Source organism: Ruegeria sp. BHSB064, assembly GCF_059613205.1.
On sequence record NZ_JBXWSB010000180.1, the window covers coordinates 1 to 6591 of the forward strand.

8 protein-coding genes are annotated in these 6591 nt (G+C 57.3%); 3 read left to right on the forward strand and 5 right to left on the reverse strand.

Annotated features, from left to right (window positions below; all coding sequences use genetic code 11):
• Positions 1-647 (forward strand): alpha/beta fold hydrolase (locus tag AC2FNU_RS23270; RefSeq protein WP_496793321.1); only part of this gene is annotated, 647 nt, incomplete at its 5' end.
• On the opposite strand, the gene AC2FNU_RS23275 is transcribed toward AC2FNU_RS23270, so the two are convergent.
• From AC2FNU_RS23275 to AC2FNU_RS23285, 3 genes are read right to left on the reverse strand one after another with little or no spacing between them, the layout of a single operon-like run.
• Entirely contained in the window at positions 634-1668 is a 1035-nt protein-coding gene (locus tag AC2FNU_RS23275) for a threonine aldolase family protein (protein ID WP_496793323.1), read from the reverse strand. The two genes, AC2FNU_RS23270 and AC2FNU_RS23275, sit on opposite strands and share 14 nt — an antisense overlap.
• Positions 1668-2141, reverse strand: a complete 474-nt coding sequence (locus AC2FNU_RS23280; protein ID WP_496793325.1) for a YcgN family cysteine cluster protein — start codon at positions 2139-2141, stop codon at positions 1668-1670. The genes AC2FNU_RS23275 and AC2FNU_RS23280 overlap by 1 nt, the downstream gene beginning before the upstream one ends.
• Positions 2138-3070 carry a bifunctional riboflavin kinase/FAD synthetase gene (locus tag AC2FNU_RS23285; RefSeq protein WP_496793330.1) on the reverse strand — a complete coding sequence of 311 codons (933 nt, stop codon included), beginning with the start codon at positions 3068-3070 and terminating at the stop codon, positions 2138-2140. Before AC2FNU_RS23285 ends, AC2FNU_RS23280 begins: the two co-directional genes overlap by 4 nt.
• Positions 3071-3330: 260 nt before the next feature.
• Between AC2FNU_RS23285 and AC2FNU_RS23290 the strand changes: the two genes are divergently transcribed.
• Positions 3331-3912 carry a methylenetetrahydrofolate reductase C-terminal domain-containing protein gene (locus AC2FNU_RS23290; RefSeq protein WP_496793333.1) on the forward strand — a complete coding sequence of 194 codons (582 nt, stop codon included), beginning with the start codon at positions 3331-3333 and terminating at the stop codon, positions 3910-3912.
• On the forward strand, positions 3909-4919 hold the full coding sequence (locus tag AC2FNU_RS23295; RefSeq protein WP_496793336.1) for a methylenetetrahydrofolate reductase: 1011 nt from the start codon (positions 3909-3911) through the stop codon (positions 4917-4919). Before AC2FNU_RS23290 ends, AC2FNU_RS23295 begins: the two co-directional genes overlap by 4 nt.
• 67 nt (positions 4920-4986) lie before the next feature.
• Here AC2FNU_RS23295 and AC2FNU_RS23300 read toward each other — a convergent pair whose 3' ends face one another.
• Positions 4987-5430 (reverse strand): MaoC family dehydratase, encoded by a 444-nt coding sequence (locus AC2FNU_RS23300; protein ID WP_171091711.1) that lies wholly within the window; start codon positions 5428-5430, stop codon positions 4987-4989.
• A gap of 101 nt (positions 5431-5531) precedes the next feature.
• A complete protein-coding gene (locus AC2FNU_RS23305) occupies positions 5532-6407 on the reverse strand; it encodes a TIGR01459 family HAD-type hydrolase (protein WP_496793342.1) in 876 nt (291 codons plus the stop codon).
• Between the last annotated feature and the right edge of the window lie 184 nt (positions 6408-6591).

Consider the following 6591-nt stretch of genomic DNA (forward strand, 5'->3'; position numbering starts at 1 on the left):
GTCCGGATTGGGACGGGCAGGGGAACTTCTTTGATCATGTCACCAATAACGCTGCGTCTGAACTGACGGGGCAGATGGACGTCGTTGGCCATTCCTTTGGGGCGATTATTGCACTGAGACTGGCCTTGGAGCATCCAGAGCGTGTGCGCAGTCTGACATTGATCGAACCCGTGTTCTTCGCCATCGCGCGTCAAGACGCGCAGGAACGTTTCGACCAGCATGAGAAAGATCTTGAGCCGATAAACAGTGCCTTCAAATCGGGTGACAACGCTCTGGCCGCGCGCTTGTTCAACCGGATGTGGAGCACTGGCATCAGCCCAAAATGGCCCGATTTGCCCGAACGGACGCGTGCCAACATGGTGCGTGGGATACATGCCGTTCCAGCGGTGCACCCGGTGCTTTATGACGATCAAGCCGGTTTGCTCAAAGCCGAGATGCTGGAACGTGCCACCATGCCGACCCTGATCCTGAGCGGATCAGAAACCCATCCCGTAATCCCCGCCATCTGCGCGGGTTTGGAGCGCCGCCTGCCGCAAGCGCGCCATGCGGTGGTTCCGGGCGCGGGGCACATGCTGCCCATTTCGCACCCTCATGAAACAGCAGCGCTGCTTCAGGCGCTCTGGCAGTCCGGTTCTACAGAAGATTGAGAAACTGATCGATCTCGGCCGCGCTGATCGACCAGTCGCAGACCAATCGGCACGCCAGGCTTTCACTGTCATCCTCGCCCTCCAGCTCATCCCCCCATAGGTGATAGATCGCACCGGCCTCATGCAACTGCTTGTGCTTGGCGCGCGAGAACGAGGCAAAGACCATGTTGGCTTGCGGTTCATGCAGGAATTCAGCGCCCTTGGCGCGCAACCCGTCGGCTAGACGGGCACAGTTGGCATTGGCCTGACGCGCAAGTTTCAACCACAGGTCATCTTCGAGATAGGCGGCCATTTGTGCGGACAGGTAGCGGTGTTTCGAGAACAAATGCGCCCCGCGTTTGCGCCGAAGCTCAAATTCCCAAGCCTTGCTTTCGTCGAAAAACACAACCGCTTCGACCCCCATCAGGCCATTTTTCGTGCCGCCAAAGCTGACGGCATCCACGCCTGATTTCCAGGTCATCTCGGCCGGGGAACAATTCAACGCGACCAATGCGTTGGTAAAGCGCGCACCGTCCAGATGCACGGGCAGGCCGTATTCCTTGGCCACGCCGCACAGTGCCTGCAGTTCTTCCAGCGAATAGACTGATCCGCGCTCGGTGACCTGAGTGATCGACACAGGCCCGCGTTGCGGTCCATGCACGCCGCGTGTTTCTTCACCCAGGATCGATCCGCGCAATGCTTCGGGCGTCATCTTGTCACCGCCCGGCACAAGGGTCAGTTTGGCGCCGGTGTAAAATTCGGGTGCGTTGCACTCATCCTCGTGGATATGCGCAACTGGCGAGCAGAAAACCGTTTCCCATGGGTTCGACAGTGTTGCAAGAGCCAGCGAGTTCGCCGCGGTCCCGGTTGCCACAAGATACACGGCAGCGCCCGGTGCTTCGAAAATGCTGCGAATGCGGTCGCGCACCTCGTTCATCAGCGCGTCAGCACCATAGGCCATCTGATAGCCCTGATTGGCTTCGGCCAGTTTTGCCATGACCTGAGGGTGCACCGGGCCGGAATTGTCAGAGGCGAAATACATCAGCTTGGCTCCTCGATAATGTAGTCTTCCCATTCTTCCATGGGGGTTTCGAACTCGGACACTGTACGTCCCTGAACCGACACGCCCGCCGCGTGCACGCTGTCCGGCGTGCCGGATATCAAAGGATGCCAGTCGTAGAGGGGCTTGCCTTCCCACAACAGACGATACGCGCAGGTTTGCGGCAGCCAATAGGCGTGATCATCTATGTTGTCGGGGGTCATCACAATACATTCGGGCACAAACTGGTGCCGGATGTCATATTGTGTGCAGCGGCAGCTTTCGTCGTCCAGCAGGCGGCAAGCGACACAGGTCAGGGCAACCTCGCCGGTGTCTTCGTCTTCCAGCTTGTTCAGGCAACACTTGCCGCAGCCGTCACACAGCGCTTCCCATTCGCACTGGTTCATCTTCCGCAAAGGTTTGCGTTCCCAGAAGCGGGCAGGCAGGCCGGTGCGTTCGATGGGATCCGTGCTCATAAGGCGGCCAGAATGCCACGGGCTTTTTCGCAATCTGCACCCATCTGAGCAATCAGTCCGTCCAGCCCATCAAAGGTAAGTTCCGGGCGCAGGAAATCGATCAGACCGACAGACAGGGTTGCGCCATAAAGATCGCCCGAAAAGTCGAAAAGGAAGGTTTCGAGATTGGGCACTTCGCCTTGAAACATTGGCCGAACCCCGATCGAGGCCGCGCCGTGGTAACTGCCCTGATGCGGGCCATCCAATACGTCGACCAGAACGGCGTAGACCCCAAATTTCGGCAGGTGAAGACCTTCGATGGACATGTTTGCGGTAGGAAACCCCAGCTCGCGCCCACGCTGTTCACCGCCGACAACTTCGCCTTCGATCCTGTGCCAATGGCCCAGCATCGCTGCAGCATCGCGCGGGCGACCTTCGCTTAACGCCGTCCGGATTGCAGTTGACGAGACCACGTTCTCGGACCGCTCCATCAGTGGGGCAATCGTCACGCCAAACCCCATCTCTTTCCCAAATCGGACCAGGTCATCGGCTGAACCGCTGCGGCCTTTGCCAAAGCAGAAATCAGCCCCCACCACCACATGCGACAGGCCCAGCCCGTCACAAATCACTGTACGCGCGAACTCTTCCGGTGAAAGCCCGGCCAGCGCCGCATTGAAAGGCAGCTCGTAGAGCTTTTCTACACCCAGTTTTTCCAGCCGGTGCGCTCGTGCATTGCCGCGCATCAGACGGAACGGAGGTGAGTCCGGCGCAAAGTATTCACGCGGGTGCGGTTCAAAGGTCATGACACCCAGCGGCGCGTCAGGAGCTGCTTGGCGGGCCATTTCGATGACCGACTGATGCCCCACATGAACGCCGTCAAAGTTGCCGATCGCCACGCTGGCGCCGCGATCTTCTGGCTCGACAAACTGGAAATCCCGGATGATGTGCATAAGCGATTGCGTAGCGTTGCGTTGCGATGAGTTCAAGCGGCAGTTTGAATTCTGCGCATGCCTCCCTCTGAACTAAGCCGAAACCAACGAAAAGGCCGAACAACCGCGCCAAAGCATCCACCACATGTCATGTCGTGTAAAGCCAACTGCTTGATTCAAAAAAAATCCTGTGTGTAGACTGAACATCCGGATCTCAGGACGCGCTGCGACCCGGTTCAGGCCCGGCCAGGTTCAATGGAACCCAGCACAGGAGGCAGACCATGTATCGATTGCGACTGTTCGCGATTCGCCATGCCCGCACATTCGAGTGGATTTATAAGTGCGTCGAACGCGGCATGGTCGCAATGGATCCGCTTTTTGCAAAGATCGGCTACAACCGCGTCGAACGCCCCATAGCGCTGGTTGAAAAGGGCGTCAAAACCTTGTTGTTCGACTGCAAGATGTGCGGGCAATGCGTGTTGTCATCGACCGGCATGTCCTGCCCGATGAACTGCCCAAAGCAGTTGCGAAATGGCCCGTGTGGCGGTGTGCGTCCAGGCGAGTTCTGCGAAGTGAAGCCTGACATGAAATGCGTGTGGGCCTTGGCCTGGGACGGAGCCAACCGCATGCGGCACGGGGGCGAAAAGATAAAGGAAGTTCTGCCGCCAGTGGAGCATACGTTGAAGGGATCGTCATCCTGGTTGCGGGTCAGCCGCGAGATTGCCGCGCAGGAACGCGAGGCCCGCGATGCCGCGCGTGTAACCCTTGCTGAAGCCTTCCCGGAGGCACGCGAAAATGAGCCTTCATCAGCACCGCTGGCCACCGAACCGCCCAACGCAATGAACCGGGACCTGAAAAAATGAACGACCCACATCGCAGCGATGTAGAGCCAATCGGCTATGTTCCTGTTCCCGACGGGTATGTATCGCACAGCCGGTTGGAAAGGGTTCTGCGTTCGGGTCGGTTTGCCGTGACAGCCGAGTTGAACCCACCCGACAGCGCTGACCCCGAGGATGTTTTTCAAGCTGCGCAGCCGCTTGGAGAGGTGGCTGATGCGATCAACGCAACCGATGCTTCGGGTGCGAATTGCCACATGTCCTCGATTGGAATCTGCGCATTGCTGACGCGCGCTGGTTATTCTCCGGTTTATCAGATTTCCTGCCGGGACCGGAATCGCATCGCCATTCAGGGCGATGTGCTTGGGGCCGCAGCGCTGGGCGTGAGCAATGTTCTGTGCTTGACCGGTGATGGCGTTGGCGTCGGAGATCAGCCGGGGGCAAAGCCGGTATTCGACTTTGATTCCCTGACCTTGCTGCGAACAATCCGAACCATGCGCGATCAGGGAAAGTTTCTGTCAGGCCGCAAGATCACACGCCCCCCTCAGCTGTTTTTAGGGGCGGCGGAGAACCCTTGTATCCCGCCTTATGACTGGCGTCCTGATCGTCTGGCGAAAAAGGTTGAAGCAGGGGCCGAATATATCCAGACGAACTATATCTACGACATTCCTCTTTTTGAGAAATTCATGGCTCGGGTGCGGGATGTCGGTCTGGACAAGAAAGTCTTCATAATCGCTGGCGTGGGGCCCATTGCCTCGGCACGCGCGGCGCGTTGGATGCGCAGCAATGTGCCCGGAATTCATATCTCCGATCAGGTAATTGAGCGGATGGAGAAGGCCGAAAAACCTGCTGAAGAAGGCAAAAAAATCTGCATCGAGCTGATCCAGCAGATCCGTGAGATCGCCGGCGTCTCGGGCGTTCATGTGATGGCCTACAGACGTGAACACGTGGTGTCGGAAATCATTCTGGAATCCGGTGCATTGAAAGGGCGCAGGCGCGCGCGCCCTTCTTCAGGACTTCGTGCAGAAAGTTAGATTTGGTGAGCTCCAAAATGAAAAGGCACCCGAGGGGTGCCTTCGTTGGCTTGGGTTGGCTTACAGATCAGTCGAACTTGCGTGACGGGGCCAGAACCATAGCCTCTCCGATCAGAACCTTCTTGCCTTCGACCGAGCAATGGCAGTCCAGCTTCACACGGCGCTTGGAAAAATCGATGTCGACAACCTTTACTTCGGCGTAAACCATGTCGCCGGGGCGTACAGGTGCCAGGAACTTGAGCGACTGACCCATGTAGACAGTGCCATGGCCGGGCAGCTGTTCGCCGATCACGGCCGAGATCAAACCCGCTGTCAGCATTCCGTGGGCGATACGGCCTTCAAAGATCGTGTCGCGGGCATAGTCGTCATCCAGATGCACCGGGTTACGGTCGGTTGAAACCTGCGCGAACATCTCGATGTCTTCATCCGTCACCACTTTGCGCAGGTACCGGGACATGCCCATTTCGATGTCTTCAATACAGATCGTTCCGCGTGGAAGATTGTCCAACATGTTGCCCTCACTCGAAATCGGCCGTGAAAGAAAAAACCATCTTTAGGCCAAGGTTGGCAACTTTATTACTTCGCAGTTGCAGAAAATCAAGTCTTTTCTGATTACCGCAAGCGCCCGATTGTAAAGGTGGGGTTGATCTTTTCCCTTTTGATATAATCGGTTAGCGATTCATGATGCGGGTGGTGCGACGTTTTTGTCTCGGCTGCGGCCAGACCACCTGAAATAAACAGGGAATCAATGCCCTCTCCCATGCCGCCCAGAATGTCTGTATGGGGTCCGTCGCCGATCACCAGAATGTCGCCATCTGGAATATCATGCCCCAGCTCCTGCAATCTGCGGCGGGCCAGGTCATAGATCGGCGGATGCGGTTTGCCGAAATACAGGCTTTCACCACCCATTTCGGTGTAAAGCTTTGCCAATGCCCCAGCGCACCACTCCCGGACTTCTCCGCGGTCGACAACAATGTCGGGATTGGCGCAAAGCAGCTTCATTCCCATCTGCTTGGCATAGAGGAAGTCTGGTCGGTTCACATCCGGGTCGGCCATCGGATCGAACGGGCCACAGCAAACGATGCCTTCGGCCTCTTTAAGCGGCACGCGTTCGATGTGGATGGGGTGATGCAGAAGCTTCAAAGGTTCGAAAAAGCCTGCATCCCGCTGCCATTCACCCATGAAGTAAACCTTGTGCCCGACAGCGCCCCGGAACATCGCCGAACGCGCGGAATCCCCGCTGGTCGCGATGGTGTCATAGGCATCTGAGGGCACATTGAACTGAACCAACTGCTCAGCCACGCCCGCCCGAGGCTTTGGTGAGTTCGTCACAAGTACAACAACCCCGCCTTTCGCACGATAGGACTGCAATGCCGCAACGGCTTCGGGGAATGCGGTGATGCCGTTGTGCACACAGCCCCAAAGGTCGACAAACAGCGCCTTATAGCGGTCAGAGATCTCGGCAAGCGAAGAAACGATCTGGGTCATTAGGGCCTCTGTAAGCAAATTCGCGGTTGCGACAGCTATGGCAAAGCTGAGACCCAAACACCATCCCGCATTCCCTTTTGCTAGAGGATTTGGTGTTCTTCCTGCTAATCTTCGGTAACGTCCGAAACGTCCGGGGCCTGCTGAACGTTTTCTGTTCCCAAAATGATCTGTGCACCAATTCGGG

Excerpts from the sequence above, each read along its gene's own strand:
- AC2FNU_RS23275 (WP_496793323.1), bottom strand. The coding sequence starts at position 1,668 with ATGTATTTCGCCTCTGACAATTCCGGCCCGGTGCACCCTCAGGTCATG.
- AC2FNU_RS23280 (WP_496793325.1), bottom strand. The coding sequence starts at position 2,141 with ATGAGCACGGATCCCATCGAACGCACCGGCCTGCCTGCCCGCTTCTGG.
- AC2FNU_RS23285 (WP_496793330.1), bottom strand. The coding sequence starts at position 3,070 with ATGCACATCATCCGGGATTTCCAGTTTGTCGAGCCAGAAGATCGCGGC.
- AC2FNU_RS23290 (WP_496793333.1), top strand. The coding sequence starts at position 3,331 with ATGTATCGATTGCGACTGTTCGCGATTCGCCATGCCCGCACATTCGAG.
- AC2FNU_RS23295 (WP_496793336.1), top strand. The coding sequence starts at position 3,909 with ATGAACGACCCACATCGCAGCGATGTAGAGCCAATCGGCTATGTTCCT.
- AC2FNU_RS23300 (WP_171091711.1), bottom strand. The coding sequence starts at position 5,430 with ATGTTGGACAATCTTCCACGCGGAACGATCTGTATTGAAGACATCGAA.
- AC2FNU_RS23305 (WP_496793342.1), bottom strand. The coding sequence starts at position 6,407 with ATGACCCAGATCGTTTCTTCGCTTGCCGAGATCTCTGACCGCTATAAG.